Origin of the sequence: Mycobacterium sp. 852002-51961_SCH5331710 (assembly GCF_001665535.1) — a bacterium.
Classification (GTDB): Bacteria; Actinomycetota; Actinomycetes; order Mycobacteriales; family Mycobacteriaceae; genus Mycobacterium.
In genome coordinates, this window is record NZ_LZSQ01000083.1 from 1 (window position 1) to 19,710 (window position 19,710).

A 19,710-nucleotide genomic window follows, 5' to 3' on the forward strand; every position below is an offset into this window, starting at 1 on the left:
GATGTGTATAAGAGACAGGGGCTCGGTCGGATCGCCGGGCAGCGTCTCGGTGGTCTCAGTCACCGTGCACCGCCTGAATCGCCAGCAGCACGCCGAACCAACCGGGCGCGATCGCGAGAAGGAACGCACCGGCCGTCGTCACCCAGCGCCGAGCCGACGTCAGGATCGCCAACAGCCCCAACATGCCGGGCACGCCGACGACGAGCGCGACCACGACGTCGGGTCGGATCGGGGTGTCGATCACCAGGGTCGCGGCGATCCCGAGGACCAGGCCCACCGCCGTACCGACCAGCAATGCGCTGGTCAGCACCCATGCACGCGGAAGCGGTATCACGCTTCGAAGGCTACGGGGGCGGCTTGCGGTGGCTCCGCTATCCGCTCGGCGCGTCAGGTATCGGACATGCATCGATTGCATCACCGACGATGTGCGTGTCCGACGACGGCGGGCGGACACCCCTGGCGAAATCCGCTCCGGTCACGACGGGTGTATTGGCCAACAGGCCGTTCTCGACCTCGGAGAACGCGCGGCCGCGGCTCAGGAAGCGCACCCCTTCGGGCGCCTCCACGCTGAAGCCGCCGCCGCGTCCGGGCACGACGTCGATCACCAGCTGCGTGTGTTTCCACGCGTCGAACTGCGGCCCGGAGATCCACACCGGCACCCCGCCGGGTTGGACTTCCGGTCCGACGTCGAGGAGTGCGAGCAGCACGTCGCGGTCACCGACGATGAAGTCGCCGTCGGGGTAGCACATCGGCGACGACCCGTCGCAGCAACCGCCGGACTGGTGGAACATCAGCGCGCCGTGCTTGCCCTGCAGGCGCGCGAGCAGTTCGGCCGCGGCCTGGGTGATCAACGCCCGCTTCGGCGGCCCTCCTTGCTGCGCCGACGGCGGGTGGGGCGCGGATGGTGACACCGTCAGAAGAAGCCTTGGGCCTTGTTGCTGTAGCTCACCAGCAGGTTCTTGGTCTGCTGATAGTGGTCGAGCATCATGCGGTGGTTCTCGCGCCCGATGCCGGACTGCTTGTAACCACCGAACGCCGCGTGTGCGGGATAGGCGTGATAGCAGTTCGTCCACACCCGGCCCGCCTTGATGTCACGCCCGGCGCGGTAGGCGGTGTTGCCGTCGCGACTCCACACGCCCGCACCCAAGCCGTAGAGCGTGTCGTTTGCGATGGCGATCGCGTCGTCGTAATCGGTGAACGATGTCACCGCGACGACGGGCCCGAAGATCTCCTCCTGGAAGATCCGCATCTTGTTGTTGCCCTCGAAGATCGTCGGCTGCACGTAGTAGCCGCCGGACAGGTCGCCGCCCAGTTCGGCGCGCTCGCCGCCGGTGACGACGCGGGCACCTTCGTCCTTGCCGATCTCGATGTAGGACAACACCTTTTCGAGCTGATCGTTGGAGGCCTGCGACCCGATCATCGTCTCGGTGTCCAGCGGATCACCCTGCCGGACGGCCTTCGTGCGGATCGCGGCCAGTTCCAGGAATTCGTCGTAGATGTCGGCCTGGATCAGGCTGCGCGACGGGCACGTGCAGACCTCGCCCTGGTTCAGCGCGAACATCGTGAAGCCTTCGAGCGCCTTGTCCTGGTAGTCGTCACCCTCGGCCATCACGTCGGAGAAGAAGATGTTGCGGCTCTTGCCGCCTAGTTCCAGCGTGACGGGGATCAGGTTCTGCGACGCGTACTGCATGATCAGCCGACCGGTGGTGGTCTCGCCGGTGAATGCGATCTTGGCGATGCGGTTCGACGACGCCAGCGGTTTACCCGCCTCGAACCCGAACCCGTTGACGACGTTGACCACGCCTGCGGGCAACAGGTCACCGATCAGGCTCATCAGGTAGAGGATCGACGCCGGCGTCTGCTCGGCCGGTTTGAGCACGACCGCGTTACCGGCGGCCAACGCGGGAGCCAACTTCCACGTCGCCATCAGGATCGGGAAGTTCCACGGGATGATCTGCCCGACGACGCCGAGCGGTTCGTGGAAGTGGTAGGCGACGGTGTCGTCGTCGATCTGCGACAGCGAGCCTTCCTGCGCGCGGATCGCTCCGGCGAAGTAGCGGAAGTGGTCGACGGCCAGGGGCAGGTCCGCGTTAAGCGTCTCGCGGATGGGTTTGCCGTTGTCCCACGACTCGGCGAGCGCGAGCGATTCGAGGTTCTCCTCGATGCGGTCGGCGATCTTGTTGAGGATGACCGCACGCTCGCCGGGGGGCGTCTTGCCCCACGCGGGGGCTGCACCGTGCGCGGCGTCGAGCGCTGCCTCGATGTCGGTCTCGTTGGACCGCGGCACCTCGCAGAACGCCTGACCCGTCACCGGAGTCGGGTTCTCGAAGTACTCGCCCGAGGCCGGCGGCACCCACTCCCCGCCGATGAAGTTGCCGTAACGCGACTCGTACGACATCAGCGCGTCCGCAGCGCCTGGACGGGCGTAGACAGTCATCGTTGACCTCCCTCGAACGGTGTAACCGAGCTCACACTACGCCCGGCCGCCACAATGGTTCCCGTGAGTTCCGACGAGCGCGTGCGCGAAGAGAAGACCGGCACCGACCCGTACCTGTGGCTCGAGGACGTCACCGGCGACGACGCACTCGACTGGGTGCGCAAGCACAACGACCCGACGGTCGCCCGCTTCGGCGGTGGCCGGTTCGAGCAGATGCGCAACGAGGCACTGGAGGTGCTCGACACCGACGCCCGCATCCCGTACGTCCGTCGGCGGGGTGAATATCTGTACAACTTCTGGCGCGACGCGGACCACCCCCGCGGCCTGTGGCGACGCACGACCCTGGACAGCTACCGCACCGAGCAACCGGAATGGGATGTGCTGATCGACGTCGACGCGATCGCCGCCGAAGACGGCGAAAACTGGGTGTGGGCGGGTGCCGAAGTGCTCGAACCTGACTTCTCCCTCGCGCTCATCGAATTGTCCCGCGGCGGCGCCGACGCCACCGTCGTCCGCGAATTCGACGTGACCACACGCGAGTTCGTCGCCGACGGTTTCGCGCTGCCCGAGGCCAAGTCGAGCGTCACCTGGCAGGACCGCGACACCGTGCTGGTCGGGACCGACTTCGGGCCGGGCTCGTTGACCGACAGCGGCTATCCACGCATCGTGAAGCGCTGGAAGCGGGGCCTGCCGCTGGCCGACGCGCCGACGCTGTTCGAGGGCGAGGCCGCCGACGTCAGCGTGGGTTGCGGCTATGACCCGACGCCCGGGTTCGAGCGGTTACTGATCACGCGGTCGTTCGACTTCTTCAACCGGGAGCGCTACGAGCTTCGCGGCGACTCGCTGATCCGGATCGACGTGCCGACCGACGCCGGGATCTCCGCGCATCGGGAGTGGCTGTTGATCCGGCCGCGTACCGATTGGACGGTGGGATCGACGACATATCGCGCCGGTTCGCTACTGGCGGCGAATTATGCCGAATTCCTCGATGGCGCACGAGATCTCGCTGTCGTCTTCGAGCCCGATGAGCACTCTAGCCTGGAGGACTACGCCTGGACGCGCGACCGGTTGATCCTGGTCACCCTCGTCGACGTGATCAGCCACGTGCAGATCGTGACGCCGGGAACCTGGCAGCGGGCCGACATACCCGGCATTCCGCCGAACACCAACACGGTGTTGGTCGACGCCGACGAGTACGGAGACGAGATCTTCCTCGACTCGAGCGGTTTCGACACCCCGTCCCGGCTTCTGTGGGGGGTGGCCGGCGATGCCGTCACTGAGGTAAAACGCGCGCCGTCGTTCTTCGACGCGGCCGACCTGCGGGTGGACCAGTATTTCGTCGCCTCCGACGACGGCACCATGATCCCGTATTTCGTTGTCGCGCATCGGCACAACCAAACTCCGGGCCCCACGCTGCTGAGCGGGTACGGCGGCTTCGAGGTCGCCAATACACCGAGCTACAGCGGGGTGCTTGGCCGGCTGTGGCTCAGCCGCGGCGGCACCTATGTCCTGGCGAACATCCGCGGCGGCGGCGAGTACGGACCGAAGTGGCATACGCAGGCGATGCGGGAGAACCGGCATCTCGTCTACGAGGACTTCGCTGCCGTCGCACGCGATCTCGTGGCCCGGGAAATAACCACCGTCGATCAGCTCGGTGCCCAGGGCGGCAGCAACGGCGGCCTGCTGATGGGCGTGATGTTGACGCGATACCCCGAGCTGTTCGGCGCGCTGGTGTGCAGCGTTCCGCTGCTCGACATGCGCCGATACCATCTGCTGCTGGCGGGCGCCTCGTGGATGGCCGAATACGGAGACCCCGACGAGCCGGGCGATTGGGAGTTCATCTCTAAATATTCGCCCTACCAGAATATCTCGGCCGATCGTCGGTACCCTCCGGTGCTGATCACCACGTCGACGCGGGATGACCGCGTACATCCAGGGCACGCGCGCAAAATGACCGCGGCACTGGAGAGCGCGGGCCACCCGGTCCACTACTACGAGAACATCGAGGGCGGCCATGCCGGTGCGGCCGACAACGCGCAGACCGCATTTCGCTCCGCGTTGATCTACGAGTTCCTGTGGTCGGTGCTCAGCTGAACAACTGGTCGCCGAGAAAGCGGTCGGGCCCGGTGACGCCGGGCAGCGTGAAGAAGAAGCCGCCGCCGACGGGCAGGATGTACTCCTCGAGCGGTTCGCCTTTCAGCCGGCGCTGCACGGTCAGGAAGCCCTTCTCCAGGCTGCGCTGGTAGGCAATGAATGCCAGGCCCTGGTCCAATCGGCCCGCACCGTCGAATCCGCGCGAGTAGTTGAAGCCGCGGCGCAGAATGCGGTTGTCCTCGGTCTCGGGCGTGCGCGGGTTCGCCAGCCGGATGTGGGCGGTGAGCGGAATTCGCTTGCCGTCCGGGTCTTCTGGATAGTCGGGGTCGGTGAATTCACCCGTCAGGCCCAAGGGTGCGCCGCTGACCTTGTTGCGGCCGATCAGCGCCTCCTGCTCGGCGAGCTGGGTGCGGTCCCAGAACTCGACGAACATGCGGATGATGCGAATCGCCTGATACGAGCCGCCGACGGCCCACTCGGGTTCGCCGTCCTGCGCGCCGACCCAGACGTGGCGGTCCATGACGGCACCGTCGTCGACATCGAGATTGGCGGTCCCGTCTTTGAATCCCAACAGATTTCGCGGGGTGGCGGCTTCGGACGCCTGGCCGGCGCCGATGCCCCGCGCGTAACCGTCGACCATCCACCGCAAAACCAGATCGCTGCGCGTGCGGCGCATCAGCTGACGCAGCGCGAAGACGACCGTGTCGTTGTGGCCCGCCTCGATGACGATCGACAGATCACCGTGCGACAGTTTGGGATCCAAGCGGTCATTGGCCAGGAACGGCATGGTGACCAGTTCCTTGGGTTTGCGATCGGCCAGCCCGAACCGGTGGTCGAACAGCGACGCACCCACACCCACGACGACGGACAGGTTGTCCGCCGGCGGTTGTTCACCGAGGATGCCGGAGTCGACCGGCGGGTACTCCGGATCGCGCACCTCCGGCGGCTTGCCCGCCATCAGACCGCGAATCTCTTCGGTGAGCTCCTCGAGGGTGCGTTTGAGGCCGTCGCGATCCTTCGACAGCACGTTGAACGAAGCGATCAGGCCCTGCTCGGGAATGGGCAGCGCGGTGATACCGGTCTGATGCGGACCCTCGAACGGGACGAACGACCCGCTCGAGGCGGACGAACCGGATTCCTGCTTCGAGCACCCGACGAGGGCCGCACCGGCCCCCACCGCGGCACCCGTGCCCAACGCGCCAGTGATGAAGCCCCGGCGCGAGAGACCCGAGCGGCCTTGCGTCACTTCAGTTTCAGCACTCCCGACACCTGCGACAAATTCTCCGACAGTCCGGCGAGTTCGGCCTTGAGCTTGTCGATGACGTCCGGTGTCACGGTGACCTCAGGGCAGCGCGGCGACGGGTAGGGGTCGTTCTCCGTGCAGAACAGCACCCAGCCGTCACCTCGGCGCAGCGGCCGCATCGTGTCGAACACGGAGTTCAGGCCCGCATCGATCTTGCCCAGCAGCGCCGGATCAGCCTGCACCAGAGCGGGATTCAGCTTCCCGACGGCGTCGCGTGCACCCTGCAGGTTCGCGTCGAAGTCCCACAGGTCGGTCTTGGAGTAGCGGTCCTCTTCGCCGGTGATCTTGCCTTCGGACACCTCTTCGATCAGTTCGGCCGCACCGTTGGACACGTCGATCGGCTTCACCTCGACAGACGGGAACTGCGCCTTGAGGTCGGCGACGTCCTTGTCGAGCTGGTCGGCGAACGGCGCTCCGCCCTCGGTGGTGTTCTTCTCGAACAGCAGGTACTCGAGGCGGTGCCAGCCGGTGAACTTCGGGTCGTCGACGCCTGCGAAGTCGTCGACGCGGGCGTCGATCTTGCCGTCGATCTCTTCCACCAGGCCGGCGATCGGCTCGATGCGCTCCCACGGCTGGCGTGACGGCGCGAACGCGTCCTGGGCGGCCTTCAGGTCACCCGCGCGCACCGCGTCGGTGAGGACCTTGACCGCACGCTGGAGTTCGTCGATGTTGCTCTGCGCGTATGCCTTGTAGTCGGCTGCCGCTTTGTCCAGGACAGCCGGATCGACCGCGGGTGCGGCGCTGGTGGTCTCGGCCGCCGTTTCGCTGGCGGACGTCGTCTCGCTGCCCGAGGACGAACTGTCGTTCGAGCATCCGGACAGCAGGAGGCCGGCGACGGCGATGGGAGTTGCCCAGGCAAGATAACGGTTCATTCGCACCTCGTAGTTAGGAGAGGCAAAACATAGCATTTCTGGCTGGTCAGAGGATAGGCACGCCTTATTTGGCGGTGTGGTCCGGGGCGGGCCGGATGGATGCTAAACGCTTCGACGCGATAATCGACGAGTGATGTGGTGTCGAGCGAGCGCCGTCGGCGGGGTCCTGGCCCTCGTTGTCTCCAGCTTGATCGCTGGATGCGGTGCCGCTGCGGAACAGACGACTCAAAGCGGTGCTGATCGGTCGAGCACCTTCACGACTTCCAGAGGCACGGCGCCCCCGAATGAATACGCATGGCTGACGACGGTGCTGCCCAGCGATCAGGAATTGACGACCGCCGCGGGATACCAAATCAGGATGGGCGAACCACCGTCGGTGGGAAGCCGCTTGCGAAATACTCTCGCGGGCAGCCGGGAGATGACCGAAAGGCAGTGTCTTGGAGTCATATCGGCCTTCGAGGAAGAGGTGTATGGCGCCGCACCGGTCCGAGCGGTCACCTACGCGACAGAATCAAAGGTGACATTCGGTGCAGCCGCCTTCGATTCGTCGGACGAGGCGCGAAAGTTGTTCGACACGTTTGCAGACGAATGGCTCGGCTGCAGCGGTAGAACCGTTGTCAGAGATGAGGGCGCGTACACCTCCGGATACCGGATCACGAAGGTCGAGATGACAGCCGACGTGTTGTCGTCGGTCGATGAACTGACGTCAGATTCCCCGACGGGGGTTCGCGTCGCCGTCCAACGAGCCCTAGGCGTCGCGAAAGACTGCATCGTCGAAGCGACCGTGCCGATCACCGAGCCAAGCCCGAACGAAGCACCCGTCTCAACCGGCAGCGCCACGGATCTCGTGAAGGCCATGCTGGCGCGGATCCAGGCAGTCCGCTCTTGACGAGTCTGGCGCCGACTGGTGCGCTGAGCCTCTGGCGGACCCACCTAAAATTGTGCCGATGACAGGGGGTACGCAATGAAAGTCAACACGGCATTTCTGCGGATGGGAGCTGACTTCTCCGATAGCGCGGGGGCGATCGTCCGTCGCGGTGCAGATGCGTTCGGCTCCGCTGCCCCACCCGCCGGGGTGTTCGGTGATTTCGAAGACGCAGAACAATTTCACCGGGCGGTCGCGCAGGCACAGACTAAATACGCGCATTCGATGCGCAATCATCATTCGACTTTGTCGGTGCTCGCGGAGAAAGCGGCCAACGCCGCGCAAGCCTTCACTGAGCAGGATGAACAATGCGCCGTCGCCCTGGAGTCGGCACACCGCGGCGTCCCGACCTGACGGATGGAACTCAGGCACCTCGATATCGAGGAGTTGATCGCTAAGGCAGGTGGCGATCCTTGGAAACTCGAACAGACCATTCAGAGTGGGGCGCCGGGGGAGATCAGCGATCTCGCGTCCGCGTTCTACAACGCCGGTGTCTGCATGGGCGAGACCAGCGACGAGTTTCACCAAGCAAAGAAACGGTTCGAGGCTGCGTGGGACCGCGAGGACGGAGGTGATCACCCGATCAATGACTCAGCCGAAGTTCAACGTGCCACCACAGCATTGCACCTCGACCGCGAACAACTGGCCCGCATAGCTGTCGATCTTCAATCGATATCCACGGCTCTAGCCGAGACCCAGCAGTCGTCGGCCGACAGCATTGGCTCTCTCGAGGGAGCTCTCCAACAGATCGATAACGCCATCGATGCGGCAATCGTTCAGAGTGGACTGACCTTCGATGAAAGCGCTTTGGCGCCGATGAAGGCCATGGCCGTCCAGGAGATGAGAGACGCCTTGAGCGCCATCGGCTCATCGCGCGATCGATACGCCGGTGAGCTTTCCCGTGCGATGACCAACATACAGGCAGAGGGCTATATGCCCGATGCGGTCGACCGTGCCGATGGTGACGGCGTCGACAGTGGAACTGCCGCTCGGCGGGAGGCTTCCGACTATGACGCGCGACAACGGGCAGCCGATCAGGCGCTTGTCGACAGCGGAGGGCCGATGACGGCGGAGAAGGAAGCGGCCATGTCGCGTCTTCGCGACTACGCCACGATCCAGAACCCTGATTCGCAACCTGCTGCCGTGCGCCTCGCAAGTGAACGGCTCGATGATTTCCAGACGGCGCATCGGCCACCCGGGAGCCTTCCCCGCGATCCAGTTCTCGGTTCAGACCCGCAACGTCGAGCCCTAGTCCGTCAGGAATGGCAGCGGCAACTGGAAACGGGTTCGCCCTGGGAGCCGCCGATGACACCGGATGAAGCGACGTCATGGATGAACGAGCAAGAGGCGCGCGCGCGTGCCGAGGCGATCGACCTCACGATTGAGGGCCTGCAAAATCAAGGGCTGTCACGCGAGGCGGCCCGCGACGTCGCCGACGCCATGTCTCGCGGATTGACAATGTCCGATCTGGAATACGCCGGTCAAGTAACGGGACCGTTAAGCGAGATCAGGCAGGTCGATGGAGCGCTCTCCGATGGGAAGCACGCCTTGCCTTGGGAGCGCTATTCGGCCTCGGATCTGAAGGCGATGGGTAATGTTGGCAAGGCTTTTGGCGCGTTTGGCAGCCTCGCCGAGTTCGCTGTCGCGTATTCCGATTGGCGGAATGGAGCGGGGGCAGGCTCGACCTTCGGCGGCGCGGCTGGGAGTGTTGGCGGTGGCTTTCTGGTCGGCGCGGTGGGCGGCATGGCAGGTGGGTGGGTGCTCGGCCCTGGCGGTGCTTTCGTCGGAGCGGTTATCGGCGGCCTAGTCGGATCGAGCGCAGGTAAATCGGGAGGCACCGCCCTCGGAGGCCTCTTTGACAAGTGACGCCGCGCTCTCGATGTCCGAGTCGATGTTTGTCGGCGGAGTCGCGATCGGCCTCATCGGCATGCTCGCAACGGCTTTCGTTCGGAAGGTTCAGTACGCACGTCGGCTCTACTGGTGCAGTTGGCTGATGGCAGGCACCCTCGTGGCTCTGGCAACGCTGGATCGGGGGTTCGCTTCTGCCAGCCTGATGGCGGTGGCGGCCGGGGCGTTCGCGTTGATGTACGCGTACCTTCGCACCCCCTATTTGAAGCTCGGTAACCGTATCTTCGCGTACACCATCCCCGATAGTCGGCCGGACCCTCCGGAAAACGGGAGTGAGCAACCGGCTACACCTGCACCCTCCGGTTCGTACTTCAACTACCTGACGGCTGCGAAGCTGTGGTGGACGCTCGTCGTGATGACGTGCTCGGTCGGATACGCCGGCATCGCGCTCGGTCTGACCGCCGCCACGATCGGGCTGGGAGCGTTTACGGCGGTGATCTGCGCTCTGATAGGGCATCAGGATGCGCGCGGCGGCTTTGCATTCGCACGTGGCCAGACGATCCAATTCTGCGTTCTAATCGTCGCGTCGATACCGATGTTCTTGATACCGCCGCTCGCCTATCTCGCGGCGTTCCGGGCGGCGGGCGGATCATTCCGCCAGTCTCACCGCGCCGGAGACGACGCGGACTGACTCGCCCGCCTCACGCCGAACTCCAGCGTCATCTGGTTCAACGTCATCGGCAACGGGCGTTCGGGCACCGGCTTCGGCTCCGACCTCAGGTCGAGTTCCAACGCATGCAACACGTGTGCCAACAGCGTGCTCGTCACCAACAGCACGAGGTTCCGGCCTGGACACTCCGCCGGTCCGGCCGAGAACGGCACCAATTGCGGATGGTTCTGCGCGGTTCCGTCCATCCAGATCTGCGGCGCGAACGCGTGCGCGAACGGCAGCAGTCCGTCGTCGCGATGGAAGGCGGGCGTGACGATCATGAGCCCCGCGCCCTTCGCGATCGTCGATCCGTCAGCCCACCGCGTGTCCTCCGTCGTGTTGCGCAGGATCGTCGGCGTGGTGGGCCACAGCCGGACCGACTCCAGCACACAACCCCGCAGGTAGGGCCGGACTGCGAGCTGATCGGGTTCGGCGGCGTCCTCGACAGCGCGCGCCCGCTCGGCCGGATGCGTGGCCAACAGCGCCATCGCCCTCAATGACGCCATGCCCGCCGCGTCGAACGCGAAGATCCACTGCGGCATCTGACCGACCGGGTCGACCGCACCGCTCGACGGCGTTTGCGCCACCACACTGGCGAGGCTGCCCGGTTCGGGATCCTCGACGTAGCGGTACAGCCCCTCAAGGAATTTCGCCCGCGCGCGGTAATGCGGCAGCGACAGGAACGACCAGTTGCCGGCCTTGCGCAGTCGCATCAGCGCGTCGGTGATCAGCTCGTCGTCCCGCGCGCGATCGCCCAGCACCAGTCGGCGCACGATGCGCCACCACGTCGTCATGAACCGCGAAGAATCCAGACTTCCGCGGGCGGCGGCGTCGCCGATCAACTCCCGCGCCTCCTCGGCGACCACGTGGCTGAACGCTTCCGCTAAACGGTGCACCTCGGCTCCGCTGTCGAGCGCGGCGTCGTTGAACTCGCGGCGCTGCTGGCGGATCGGGCCCTGCGAGATCAGCACACCGTGCGGCTGAAACCACTGCAGCGCCTTGCGTTTCTCGGTGTTCGCGGGATGAAACGGTGTCGGCGCTTCTGCGAGAACCCTGCCCACGTCCTGCGGGTCCAAGATCACCACCATGCGACGGCCCGGCAGAGCCAATTCCACTGGGCCGCGACCGAATTCGCGCCGCAACTGTTGCATCCGCTGCTTCGCTCGCGAATCGGCCTGCATGGTCTGGAGGACCCTGATCACGGGCTTTCGGCGGGAGATCACCCCGGCCGCGATGGACGCTGCGCCGAGATCGAGCAGTGTGGCCGCAGCACGAGTACCGGTAACTCGTTTCGTCACTGCCCTCGTTTACCCGGGGGTCTCTCTGCCAAACTTCACCCATGTCGACAACTGCGCAGTTCGAGACCTTGCTCTATACGGCGGAGCCACCCATCGCGACCATCACGCTGAACCGGCCCGATCACCTCAACACCATCGTCCCGCCGATGCCGGACGAGATCGAGAAGGCGATCGGCCTGGCCGAACGCGACCCCGCGATCAAGGTGATCGTGCTGCGCGGTGCCGGACGCGCGTTCTCCGGCGGCTACGACTTCGGCGGCGGTTTCATGCATTGGGGCGAGGCGATGAACACCGACGGCCGCTGGGATCCGGGCAAGGACTTCGCGATGGTCAGTGCCCGCGAAACCGGGCCCACACAGAAGTTCATGGCGATCTGGCGGGCATCCAAGCCGGTGATCGCCCAGGTGCACGGGTGGTGTGTGGGCGGCGCGAGCGACTACGCGTTATGCGCCGACATCGTGATCGCCAGCGACGACGCCGTGATCGGCACCCCCTACGCCCGGATGTGGGGTGCCTATCTCACCGGCATGTGGCTGTACCGGCTGAGCCTCGCAAAGGTCAAGTGGCACTCGCTGACCGGTGAGCCGTTGACCGGAAAGGAAGCCGCCGCAGTCGAACTCATCAACGAGTCCGTCCCGTTCGAGAACCTCGAGGCACGCGTCAGGGAGGTCGCGCACAAACTCGCCACCATCCCGTTGTCGCAACTGCAGGCGCAGAAGCTGATCGTCAATCAGGCATACGAGAACATGGGCCTGGCCTCCACCCAGACCCTCGGCGGCATCCTCGACGGGTTGATGCGCAACACCCCCGATGCGCTGTCGTTCATCGAAACAGCTGCGGCACAGGGGGTTCGGGCTGCCGTCGAGCAGCGCGACGGACCGTGGAGCGACTACAGCCAGGCGCCGCCGGACAAGCGGCCCGACCCGTCACACGTCATCGAGCCGTGAGCGCAGGTCGAACAGCGCATCGAGGTCACTGATCGCGCGCAATGTGTCGTTGAGGTGGGTGCACGTGCTGGTGCCGACGAATTCGCCCCGGACGCGGTCGCGAACCTCGACGAGCCTCATCCCCCGCACCCGTTGCGCGCTTCCGATCGCGCCGGGGCACTCCTGCCACGGCAGCACTCGGACGTCGGCGTTGATCGACGTGACGGTCCGCGTCGCCACATCCACCGCACCGGCGAGCGTGTACTCGTGCACGATCGTCTCGACGCCGTCACCGTCAACGTGGGAGTCGCGGAAATGGGCGTCGAAGCGGGCCGAACCCTCGTCCGGCGGCAGCAGGTCAAGCCGCCGCAACCGCCGCATACCGTGTGCGCGCAGGGGTTCCACGGGGTGCAGGCCGTCGACGTCGATCGGCGGGGCATGCGGCCCGTGCACCGAGGGGATCGTGTCGAGGCGCCGCGCGTAGTTCACCAGCGACGCGTCGGGCGCGAAGCCGGCGCAGATACCCGCCATGCGGTCGGCGGTACCGGGCGGCAGTTTCTCCTCGGTCCCCGCGACGATCGACGCGTGCTGCAGCGCATAGCCGGAGACCAGCGCCGCCCCGACCCAGTCGTCGAGCAGCAGGTGCAACAGGGTGGATCGCCGGACGTCATCGGGGAACAGTTCGCCGACAGCGGAGCGGAATCCGGGCCCCACGCGTTTGCCGATTAGCCGACCCACCCGCTCGTCGTCCGGAGTGGACGCGATCTCGTCGATCACCCGGTCGGCCAGATGGGCGCGCAGGGCGATCTCGCCGAGGACGCCTACCCCGCCAGCCCGCACGACGATGTCGCGTGCCCGCAGGTCGACAGAGGAATCGGCGCCGTCGGGGTGGGTGTCGACGGTGCTCGTGCGCCGCAGCGCGCCCGCCACCAACGGCGGCCATGCCTCGACGGGCCGCTGCGGGCCCACGATGTCGGTGACGAACGGCATGGATCGACGGTAGCAATACCGAGCTGAGCTAAACGTCGCGTCGGCGTAACCCGCCCAGCACCGCGACCAGCACGCCGAACACCACGAGCACCCCACCGGCGGCCAGCGTGAGGTTCAGCCAGTGGTGCATGCTGCCCTCCGCCTGGGCCACCATCACGTCGGCGACCTCCCGGATGTCGCCGGAGAGCCGGTTCAGCGCGGTGTTGACGGAGCGACGCGCCACCTCGACGCCGGCCCATCCGGCCGCACCCACCAGAAGCGCCGAAACACCGAGGGCGGCAAGAGCTCTGCCCCTACTGCGGGCGGCCACCAGTGTCAGAAGCGCGAACACGCCGGTGAGGATGGTCGAGCCGAGGCTGATCCACGGACCCCACGTCGACGCCCACCTCAGCTGACCGGGTCGCCAGTCCTCCGAGATCGTGATGGGGATCGGCAGAGATTCGACGGGCGAGACACCGAAATTCCCCAGCGTGTTCCGGAACGACTCGTCGGCGAGCATCGGACCGAGGTCGAGCATCCACTGGTCGGTGCCCTCGACGCGCTGCGCCGCGTCGGTGAACATCCAGCGATGCCCGACCTTGGTGGCCAGCGCGAACTGCCCGGGGAACGTGGGGTTGGCCGTGTAGGCCGAGGCGGTCCCGATGATCAGCTCGTAGTCGACGTCGTACCCGGTGTCGTCCATGGCCGTGGACACTTCGGTGGCGAGGATCCTCGCCATCGCGTGCTGCAGTTGCGGCTCTTTCGCCGCCGATTCCGCCAACGCCGCGAATCCGCCGTCGTCGACCACGTTGCGCTGCGCCCACATGGTCGGAACGGCAACCGCCAGCAGTGCCGTGGTGATGAGCCACAGGACCACGGTCGTCACCAACCGCACGCGACCCTCCCCTCACCGAAAGTACGGTTCCGGACACGAAACCCGAGTAGACGCGTCAAGAACCGTACCCTCGCGGTGAGCGGGGCGGGTGTCGGCTACTTGGCGGCCCGCCTCGGGGTGATCAGCGCCAGCTTCGTCATCATCGTGTTCATCCGCTTCAGCGCCTTGTGCGAGTTGTTGTAGTAGTTGCCGCCCGCACCGACGTTGGTGCGCGGCGCGACCACGGCCTCCTGGCGGCAGTACTTGCGCAACCCCTCGGCCCCACCGAACCGCGCACCGAGGCCCGACGTCTTCCAGCCGCCCATCGGAGCCGTCGTGCACATCAGGTTCGAGATCACGTCGTTGATGTTGACAGCACCGCAATCGAGTTCGACTGCAACATCTTTGGCCCGCTCGATGTCTTTGGAGAACACCGCCGCACTCAAGCCGTACGGGCTGTCGTTGGCCAATCGGATCGCCTCGTCCACGCTGGCAACCTTCATGATCGGCAGCGTCGGGCCGAACGTCTCCTCCGTCATGCAGAGCATCGAATGGTCGACGTCGACGAGCACCGTCGGCGGGTAGAAGCTGCCCTCGCCCTCGGGGCGCTTACCGCCGGTCAACGCCCGCGCGCCCTTGGCGAGCGCGTCGTCGACATGGCGAGCGGCGACCGCGACCTGCGACTCGTCGATCATCGATCCGAAGTCGTAACCGTCGCCGGCGCCCATCTTCAGCTTCTCGACGTCGCGCACCACCGCCGCGACGAACTGGTCGTAGACCGACTCGAGGACGTACACCCGCTCCACCGACACACACGTCTGTCCGGCGTTGAAGAACGCGCCCCACACCGCGGCGTGCGCGGCGAGGTCGATGTCGGCGTCCTCCAGAACGATCATCGGGTCCTTACCGCCGAGCTCGAGGCTGACCGGCGTGAGTCGGCGGGCGGCGCGCTCCATCACCTTCGCGCCCGTGGCGCTCGAGCCGGTGAACTGGATGAAGTCGGCGTTGTCGATCACGGCCTCGGAGACCTCGCGGGCCCCCTGCGCCAGCGCGAGCACCTCCGGCGCACCGGAATCCAACCAGCCGCGCAACAGCAGTTCGGCGGTCAACGGGGTGCGCTCGGAAGGCTTGAGCAGCACCGCGCAACCTGCGGCGAGCGCACCGATGGCATCCATCAGCGCGTTGGCCACCGGATAGTTCCACGGCGCGATGATCCCGACGACCGGTCGCGGCCGGTAGTGCACCTCGATCTTCTTGATGGACAGGAACGGCAGCGGCGCGGGCCGTTTCTCCGGCGCGAGCGCCTTCTCCATGGTCTTGACGTAGTACGACGCGATCATGATCAGCAACGGCACTTCCTGCGCTGCGTCGACGGCGGACTTGCCCGTCTCCTTGATCAGCAGGGACTCGATTTCCTCGCGGTGCTCGCCGAGCCATACGGCGTAGCGGGCCAGCACCTTCGCGCGACCCTTGGCGCCGCGGGCCTCCCACTGTCGCTGCGCCTCGCGCAGGCCGGCCGCGATGCGCGGTACGTCGGCGGGGTCGGTCCAGCGCACGGTGCCCGCGACGGCGCCGGTCGCGGGGTTGCGGATGGTGCTGGTGTCGGGCAGCTCAACGTCGGACGTCGCAGTCATGACTCCATGCTAACCGTCGCGTGTGACGCAGATCGCACCGGGGTTGACACGTGTCAAGTTTGTGCGGCGGACTTCTTCAGCATCCGGTCGAGGGCCTGCAGGCTGTCGGAGATGGGATCGCCGGGCAACGGAGTGCCGTGCGAGGCGCCGATCAGCACGCCGACGATCGCGCCCGCGAGCACCCGGCGCTCGAGCGGGTCGGTCGGCGCCCCCGGCCGCTGCGTCAGCGCGTCGGTGATCAGGCCGATCAGGCGGACGTATTCGCCGTAGATCAGGCCGGCCGCCTCGGGCACGGAGTACATCAGCCGCTGGCCGATGACCGCCTCTTCGCGCTGCTCCTCGGTCAGCGAAGCGAACGTCGTCGCGACGGCGTGCCGGTACGCCTCAATGACCGCCATGTCCTTCGGCGCCGCGACGAAGGCGTCGATGATCGGCGGGATGTGGTCGTCGGAGAGCAGCACCGCCTCTTTGGTCGGAAAGTAGCGGGAGAAGGTGCGCGGTGAGACGTCGGCGGCGGCGGAGATCTGTTCGACGGTGGTGGCCTGGTAGCCCTGCTCCTGGATCAGGCGGAACGCCTCGCGCCGGATCGTCGCGCGCGTTCGGAGCTTCTTTCGCTCGCGCAAGCCGGGAGGCTTGTCGGGCATCGTCATCCACCGATTGTCGCAGAATGCGAGTTAGCTGAGCCGGCCGACGGATCGTGCCATCGGTCTCGCCGGGCGTAAACGGCCGCGACGTACACGACCGCCGAGCCGAGCAGGACACCTCCGACCACGTCGGTGAAGTAGTGGAACGTGACGCCCACGCCGAGCATCGCCAGCGCCACGGCGACGACGGCGCTGACCACCGCCCACGACGCCGCACCCGCGGCGATGACGGCCAACCCGATCACGATGGTCGTCGCGGTGAGATGCCCGCTGGGATAGGCGAGCCCGCCGCCCTTGTCCCGGTCGAAGACCGGTTTGAGAAACCGGACGATCGTGATGCCGACGATGGGAGCGATAACGGTCATCGACGCCAGCCACCAACGACGCTGCAGGCATGCGACCGCCAACACGACCAGCCCGACGGCGAGGAGCAGTCGGGGGTCGGCGATCACCGACAGCCGTCGCAGGGGGCTGTGTCGGAAGCGCTGAAACCAATCGTCAACGGGCGTCGAGGATTTGCCGACCAGCCAACCGAGCAGCAGCATCGCCGTCACAGCGAGCGCCGGCCACCACCGGATCACGTGATGCCGCGGACGTAGGCCGCCTGGCCGAGATGTTGGGCGCCGTCGTCGAAGATGCTCACCAGGCGCATGGCGGCGGTGACCGGCGGATCCCAGTTCTCGTCGATGACGCGGCTCAGCTCGTCGGGGGTGACCGACGCGATGTACTCGAGGGTCGCCTTGTGCACGGCGTGGGCATAGCCGGCGAGCAGATCGGCCGGTGCGCGGACGCGGCCCACCTCCTCGGGGCCGTGGCCGTAGCCCATGTCTTCGCGCGGCAGGTCGAGTCCGAACCGGTCGACCCACCCGTCGCGCAACCAGACCTGGTCGGTTCCGGCGATACCGGCGAGCTGCACGTCCTGCTGGCGGGCGCTGTGCCACACCAGCCACGCGATGCTGTTGGCCGTCGGGGTGGGCCGGAAGAACGCCACCTCGTCGGTCAGCCCGTCGGTGAGGTTCTCCACGTGCTCGATGAGCCGTGTGAACGCGTCGCGCAGAATTTCCCGGACCACCGCCACGTCTGAATCAGCCATGACCCCGACGGTATACGTCAGCCTTGAGGGTGCGCCCCGTGAAAGACGGCCTCGATGTTGTTGCCGTCTGGATCGCGCACGAACGCGCCGTAGTAACCGGCGTGGTACTCCGGCCAGAGCCGCGGGGCATGCAGGGACTCCGCGCCGGCCTCGATCGCGGCGTCGTAGAACGCCTGCACGGCGTCGGTGTCGGCGGCCTGGAAGGCGAAGTGCACCTCGCGGTTGGGGCCCTTCGCGTCGCCGGCATTCATATCCGCGATCCAGAAGTCCGGTTTGCCGTCGCGGCCGTATCCGATGGCGATCTGGAAGTCGAGTTGGGGGGTATAACCGAGCACGCCCAGCACCTTGTCGTAGAACGCCTTCGATCTCGGAAAGTCCGCGCAGTTGATTCCGAAGTGGTCGATCACGGGCACATCGTAGATTCGACGTATGACATACGAACTCGTCATCAGGGGCGGCACCATCGTCGACGGTCTCGGAGGTGAGCCGTTCGTCGGCGATGTCGCGGTGACCGGCGGCGTGATCGCCGCGGTGGGCAACGTCGACGGGGCCGGAGCGCGGGAGATCGACGCGACGGGCCTTCTCGTCACCCCGGGGTTCGTGGATCTGCACACCCACTACGACGGCCAGGCGATCTGGTCGGATCGCCTCACGCCGTCGTCGGCGCACGGCGTGACGACCGTCGTGATGGGCAATTGCGGGGTCGGGTTCGCGCCGTGCCGTCCGGAGGACCACGACGTGCTGGTCGACGTGATGGCGGGGGTCGAGGACATCCCCGGGGTGGTGATGGTCGACGGACTGCCGTGGCACTGGGAGACGTTCCCGGAGTTCCTCGACGCGCTCGACGCGGGTCAGCGCGACATCGACGTGGCCGCGCTGCTGCCGCACTCGCCGCTGCGGGTGTACGTGATGGGCCAACGCGGCGTCGACCGCGAACCGGCCACCGCCGAAGACCTGGCGATGATGCGCAAACTCGCCGCCGAGGCGGTGCAAGCGGGTGCACTCGGCTTCGCCTCCTCGCGGTTCACCTTGCACAAGACCGAGAGCGGCCTGCCGATTCCGAGTTACGACGCCGACCGCGCCGAGATCGAGGCGATCGCCCGCGGTGTCGACGACGCCGGCGGCGGCCTGATCCAGTTCGTGCCCGACCTGGTGGCCGGCGACTACGAGCCCGTGCTGCGAACGGTATTCGAGGTCGCGGCCGACGTCGGCCTGCCCGTGACGTTCACGTTGGCGATCGGCAACGCCGGCGACCCGTTCTTCCTCGACGCGCTGACGATGGTCGAGAAGGCCAACATCGACGGCGGCGACATCACCGCACAGATCTTCCCCCGGCCAATCGGGTTGGTGCTCGGCCTCGAACTGTCGGGCAACCCGTTCGTGATGTACCCCAGTTATCAGGAGTTGGCGTCACTGCCGCTGGCCGAACGCGTCGTCGAGATGCGCAAACCCGAAGTGCGCGAACGGATCCTGTCCGACCAACCGGCGGGCGAGGGACATCCGCTGATGTTCGCGGCGCAGGCGTTCGAGTGGATGTTCCCGCTCGGCGACCCGCCGAACTACGAGCCGCCGCGCTCGGAGAGCATCGCGAGCCGGGCCCGGTCCCACGGCGTCAGCCCGCTCGAAGAGGCCTATGACCGGCTGCTCGACGACGACGGCCACGCCATCCTGTTGGTGACGCTGGCGAACTTCCGCGACGGCAGCCTCGACACGGTCGCGGACCTGATTCGTCGCGAGGACGTCGTGCTGGGTCTCGGCGACGGCGGTGCACATTACGGAATGATCTGCGACGCAAGCTTTCCCACGTACATGCTGACGCACTGGTCGCGCGATCGCGCGTCGGGTCGACTGTCGGTGCCCGAGGCGGTGCGCGAGCTGACCTCGGTGCCCGCCCGCGTGGCCGGCCTGGCCGACCGCGGGGAGGTCGTAGGTGATCACCGGGCGATGCAGGCGCATCGCATCGTGGTCAATGACGTTGAGGTCGGCCTTGTAGCCGACGGCAATGCGCCCGCGGTCGGCCAGGCCGGCCACGCGGGCGGGCACCGAGGTCAGCTCGCGCACCGCCTCGGGCACCGACAGTCGAC

General features: G+C 66.6%; 19 protein-coding genes and 2 pseudogenes. 7 read left to right on the forward strand and 14 right to left on the reverse strand.

The window, feature by feature from the left end:
- Window positions 1-55: 55 nt before the first annotated feature.
- Genes A5752_RS13635 through adh form a run of 3 tightly spaced genes read right to left on the reverse strand, consistent with a single transcriptional unit; the run spans window position 56 to window position 2,437 of the window.
- Window positions 56-334, reverse strand: a complete 279-nt coding sequence (locus tag A5752_RS13635; protein WP_067086130.1) for a putative holin — start codon at window positions 332-334, stop codon at window positions 56-58.
- A 37-nt stretch (window positions 335-371) separates the two neighbouring features.
- The gene (locus A5752_RS13640; protein ID WP_067086133.1) at window positions 372-911 is read right to left on the reverse strand and encodes a DUF779 domain-containing protein; all 540 of its coding nucleotides are present in this window, start codon (window positions 909-911) and stop codon (window positions 372-374) included.
- A gap of 2 nt (window positions 912-913) precedes the next feature.
- Window positions 914-2,437: an aldehyde dehydrogenase gene (adh, locus tag A5752_RS13645; RefSeq protein WP_067086136.1), complete on the reverse strand. Its 1,524-nt coding sequence runs from the start codon at window positions 2,435-2,437 to the stop codon at window positions 914-916.
- Window positions 2,438-2,500: 63 nt separating this feature from the next.
- Between adh and A5752_RS13650 the strand changes: the two genes are divergently transcribed.
- Window positions 2,501-4,531, forward strand: a complete 2,031-nt coding sequence (locus A5752_RS13650; RefSeq protein WP_502686728.1) for a prolyl oligopeptidase family serine peptidase — start codon at window positions 2,501-2,503, stop codon at window positions 4,529-4,531.
- Here A5752_RS13650 and A5752_RS13655 read toward each other — a convergent pair.
- Window positions 4,524-5,777, reverse strand: a complete 1,254-nt coding sequence (locus tag A5752_RS13655) for a Dyp-type peroxidase (protein WP_067086141.1) — start codon at window positions 5,775-5,777, stop codon at window positions 4,524-4,526. The two genes, A5752_RS13650 and A5752_RS13655, sit on opposite strands and share 8 nt — an antisense overlap.
- Entirely contained in the window at window positions 5,774-6,706 is a 933-nt protein-coding gene (locus A5752_RS13660; RefSeq protein ID WP_067086144.1) for an EfeM/EfeO family lipoprotein, read from the reverse strand. The genes A5752_RS13655 and A5752_RS13660 overlap by 4 nt, the downstream gene beginning before the upstream one ends.
- 133 nt (window positions 6,707-6,839) lie before the next feature.
- Here A5752_RS13660 and A5752_RS27135 point away from each other — a divergent pair, with 133 nt between their 5' ends.
- From A5752_RS27135 to A5752_RS13680, 4 genes are all read left to right on the forward strand, one after another.
- Window positions 6,840-7,595 (forward strand): sensor domain-containing protein, encoded by a 756-nt coding sequence (locus A5752_RS27135; RefSeq protein WP_156613847.1) that lies wholly within the window; start codon window positions 6,840-6,842, stop codon window positions 7,593-7,595.
- A gap of 75 nt (window positions 7,596-7,670) precedes the next feature.
- The gene (locus A5752_RS13670; protein ID WP_067086149.1) at window positions 7,671-7,985 is read left to right on the forward strand and encodes a DUF2563 family protein; all 315 of its coding nucleotides are present in this window, start codon (window positions 7,671-7,673) and stop codon (window positions 7,983-7,985) included.
- A gap of 3 nt (window positions 7,986-7,988) precedes the next feature.
- A complete protein-coding gene (locus A5752_RS13675; RefSeq protein ID WP_067086152.1) occupies window positions 7,989-9,497 on the forward strand; it encodes a putative alpha/beta hydrolase in 1,509 nt (502 codons plus the stop codon).
- Window positions 9,487-10,170: a hypothetical protein gene (locus tag A5752_RS13680; RefSeq protein ID WP_156613849.1), complete on the forward strand. Its 684-nt coding sequence runs from the start codon at window positions 9,487-9,489 to the stop codon at window positions 10,168-10,170. Before A5752_RS13675 ends, A5752_RS13680 begins: the two co-directional genes overlap by 11 nt.
- On the opposite strand, the gene A5752_RS13685 is transcribed toward A5752_RS13680, so the two are convergent.
- The gene (locus A5752_RS13685) at window positions 10,143-11,486 is read right to left on the reverse strand and encodes a cytochrome P450 (RefSeq protein ID WP_067086158.1); all 1,344 of its coding nucleotides are present in this window, start codon (window positions 11,484-11,486) and stop codon (window positions 10,143-10,145) included. The two genes, A5752_RS13680 and A5752_RS13685, sit on opposite strands and share 28 nt — an antisense overlap.
- A gap of 41 nt (window positions 11,487-11,527) precedes the next feature.
- Here A5752_RS13685 and A5752_RS13690 point away from each other — a divergent pair, with 41 nt between their 5' ends.
- The gene (locus tag A5752_RS13690; protein WP_067086161.1) at window positions 11,528-12,433 is read left to right on the forward strand and encodes a crotonase/enoyl-CoA hydratase family protein; all 906 of its coding nucleotides are present in this window, start codon (window positions 11,528-11,530) and stop codon (window positions 12,431-12,433) included.
- On the opposite strand, the gene A5752_RS13695 is transcribed toward A5752_RS13690, so the two are convergent.
- The 7 genes from A5752_RS13695 to A5752_RS13725 all read right to left on the reverse strand — a co-directional run bounded on the left by A5752_RS13695 (window position 12,413) and on the right by A5752_RS13725 (window position 18,033).
- Entirely contained in the window at window positions 12,413-13,402 is a 990-nt protein-coding gene (locus A5752_RS13695; protein WP_067086164.1) for a DUF2889 domain-containing protein, read from the reverse strand. The genes A5752_RS13690 and A5752_RS13695 overlap by 21 nt on opposite strands.
- 28 nt (window positions 13,403-13,430) lie before the next feature.
- Window positions 13,431-14,276, reverse strand: a complete 846-nt coding sequence (locus A5752_RS13700; RefSeq protein ID WP_067086166.1) for a hypothetical protein — start codon at window positions 14,274-14,276, stop codon at window positions 13,431-13,433.
- A gap of 95 nt (window positions 14,277-14,371) precedes the next feature.
- Window positions 14,372-15,889: an aldehyde dehydrogenase family protein gene (locus A5752_RS13705; protein WP_067086169.1), complete on the reverse strand. Its 1,518-nt coding sequence runs from the start codon at window positions 15,887-15,889 to the stop codon at window positions 14,372-14,374.
- A 53-nt stretch (window positions 15,890-15,942) separates the two neighbouring features.
- Window positions 15,943-16,539, reverse strand: coding sequence for a TetR/AcrR family transcriptional regulator (locus A5752_RS13710; RefSeq protein ID WP_067086172.1), 597 nt, complete (start codon window positions 16,537-16,539; stop codon window positions 15,943-15,945).
- Window positions 16,536-17,078 carry a phosphatase PAP2 family protein gene (locus A5752_RS13715; RefSeq protein WP_067086191.1) on the reverse strand — a complete coding sequence of 181 codons (543 nt, stop codon included), beginning with the start codon at window positions 17,076-17,078 and terminating at the stop codon, window positions 16,536-16,538. The genes A5752_RS13710 and A5752_RS13715 overlap by 4 nt, the downstream gene beginning before the upstream one ends.
- Before the next feature lie 32 nt (window positions 17,079-17,110).
- Entirely contained in the window at window positions 17,111-17,626 is a 516-nt protein-coding gene (locus A5752_RS13720; protein ID WP_067086176.1) for a mycothiol transferase, read from the reverse strand.
- A gap of 17 nt (window positions 17,627-17,643) precedes the next feature.
- Window positions 17,644-18,033: a VOC family protein gene (locus A5752_RS13725; protein ID WP_067086182.1), complete on the reverse strand. Its 390-nt coding sequence runs from the start codon at window positions 18,031-18,033 to the stop codon at window positions 17,644-17,646.
- A 22-nt stretch (window positions 18,034-18,055) separates the two neighbouring features.
- Here A5752_RS13725 and A5752_RS13730 point away from each other — a divergent pair.
- A pseudogene (locus tag A5752_RS13730) lies at window positions 18,056-19,594 on the forward strand (N-acyl-D-amino-acid deacylase family protein); the annotation flags it as partial.
- 15 nt (window positions 19,595-19,609) lie between these two features.
- Here A5752_RS13730 and A5752_RS28310 read toward each other — a convergent pair.
- Window positions 19,610-19,699, reverse strand: a pseudogene (locus A5752_RS28310) (hypothetical protein); the annotation flags it as partial.
- Between the last annotated feature and the right edge of the window lie 11 nt (window positions 19,700-19,710).

Coding starts and splice junctions, on each gene's coding strand:
- A5752_RS13695 (WP_067086164.1), bottom strand. CDS start 13,402: ATGCCGTTCGTCACCGACATCGTGGGCCCGCAGCGGCCCGTCGAGGCA.
- A5752_RS13675 (WP_067086152.1), top strand. CDS start 7,989: ATGGAACTCAGGCACCTCGATATCGAGGAGTTGATCGCTAAGGCAGGT.
- A5752_RS13715 (WP_067086191.1), bottom strand. CDS start 17,078: ATGCTGCTGCTCGGTTGGCTGGTCGGCAAATCCTCGACGCCCGTTGAC.
- A5752_RS13710 (WP_067086172.1), bottom strand. CDS start 16,539: ATGACGATGCCCGACAAGCCTCCCGGCTTGCGCGAGCGAAAGAAGCTC.
- adh (WP_067086136.1), bottom strand. CDS start 2,437: ATGACTGTCTACGCCCGTCCAGGCGCTGCGGACGCGCTGATGTCGTAC.
- A5752_RS27135 (WP_156613847.1), top strand. CDS start 6,840: ATGTGGTGTCGAGCGAGCGCCGTCGGCGGGGTCCTGGCCCTCGTTGTC.
- A5752_RS13670 (WP_067086149.1), top strand. CDS start 7,671: ATGAAAGTCAACACGGCATTTCTGCGGATGGGAGCTGACTTCTCCGAT.
- A5752_RS13660 (WP_067086144.1), bottom strand. CDS start 6,706: ATGAACCGTTATCTTGCCTGGGCAACTCCCATCGCCGTCGCCGGCCTC.
- A5752_RS13720 (WP_067086176.1), bottom strand. CDS start 17,626: ATGGCTGATTCAGACGTGGCGGTGGTCCGGGAAATTCTGCGCGACGCG.
- A5752_RS13705 (WP_067086169.1), bottom strand. CDS start 15,889: ATGACTGCGACGTCCGACGTTGAGCTGCCCGACACCAGCACCATCCGC.
- A5752_RS13690 (WP_067086161.1), top strand. CDS start 11,528: ATGTCGACAACTGCGCAGTTCGAGACCTTGCTCTATACGGCGGAGCCA.